The organism is Streptomyces sp. NRRL WC-3618 (assembly GCF_001280005.1).
Classification (GTDB): domain Bacteria; phylum Actinomycetota; class Actinomycetes; order Streptomycetales; family Streptomycetaceae; genus Streptomyces.
The window spans coordinates 1-1,242 of record NZ_LGDW01000241.1 but is presented as its reverse complement, the minus strand read 5'-3'; the positions used below and the strand labels follow the sequence as shown (position 1 = coordinate 1,242).

At 68.0% G+C, this 1,242-nt stretch carries 1 protein-coding gene; it reads right to left on the bottom strand.

Going from position 1 to position 1,242, the window contains the following annotated elements; genetic code table 11:
• Positions 1-168 precede the first annotated feature (168 nt).
• Positions 169-1,242, bottom strand: a 1,074-nt coding sequence (locus ADL01_RS21415; RefSeq protein ID WP_053743650.1) for a non-reducing end alpha-L-arabinofuranosidase family hydrolase, incomplete at its 5' end; no start/stop codon positions are given.

Sequence of the window (1,242 nt, the reverse complement as noted above, 5' to 3'; positions counted from 1 at the left end):
CCACCGACCGGGTTCTGCACGTGCGGCGGCGGGCTCGGTCCTGCACCGAGCCCGCCGCTCCCACTCCACCTGTTCCTGATCGCTCGCTGTGACGCTCACCCGGTTCGGCGTACGTCGTTGCCCGCGAGCGTCAGGAACACCGGAGCCGGACCTGTGTCACGCCACTGGCTAGCGCTGCAGTGTCAGTACCCCCGGGCGGTACGGCAGGAGGCCGTAGTCCCCGCCGTCGCTGCTGGGGTCGCGCCCCTGGTAGAGGAACTGCAGGTTGCAGGGGTCGATGGTCTTGGTCTGGTCGGGGTTGGTGCGAACCAGGTCGCCGTGGCTGATGTCCTTTGTCCAGGCCGTCGCGCCGCTGTTGGCACTGCCGGCGAAGGGGCTGGTCACGGTGTTGGCCTGCGGTGACGGTGTCCAGGTGCCGTTGAGGCTGGTGGCCGTGAACGCGCGGAAGTAGCGGCCGTACCCGGTGTAGTTCTGGGCCTCGACCATCATGAGGTACTGGTTCTGGCCCTGGACCTTGTAGACCTCCGGCGCCTCGAACAGGTCGAGCGCCGAGTCGCTCATGATCTTCGTGTACGAACCGAAGGTGCCCGGGAAGTTGCCGATGGGCATGCTGGCGCGGTAGATGCCGCCCTCGTCGTCGGCGAAGAACATGTACATGTTCGTGTCGTCGCCGATGAGGGTCACGTCGAGGGGGCCCCTCTTGCGGGTCGTGCCGTCGGGGTTCACCACGTCCGGGAGGGTGGTCGTGAAGAGATCCTGCTGCGGGCCCCAGCCGTTGGGGTTGGTGGGGTCGGTCGAGGTGCGGTAGGAGAAGCTGTAGGGCCCGGCCCCGTTGTAGGCGAGCACCCAGAGGTTCTTCGGGGCGAAGTAGAACAGCGTCGGCGCGATGCCGTCGAAGGGGATCGTGGTCTGGGTGGCGGTGGCCATGTCGGACCAGTTCGTGAAGGGGCTGAAGGTCGCCAGTCCCCAGCGGCCGTCGCTACCGGCGAGGTTGTTGTGCGACGTGGCGTAGACGACGTGCTTGCCGTTGTAGACGACGCTGGTGAAGTCCTTCAGCGCGGACCACCCCGCCTTCGGCTGCGCCAGCGGGCCGGTCGAGGTCCAGCGGTACGTCGACGGAAGAGCACACGCGTTGCTCGCCCCGGCCAGGCCGGTCCACTTCTGGTTGGCGCCGCCGGTGCACGACCAGAGCTGCGCCACCGTGCCGTTGGCCGAACCCCAGCCCGCGGCTTCCAGGCACAG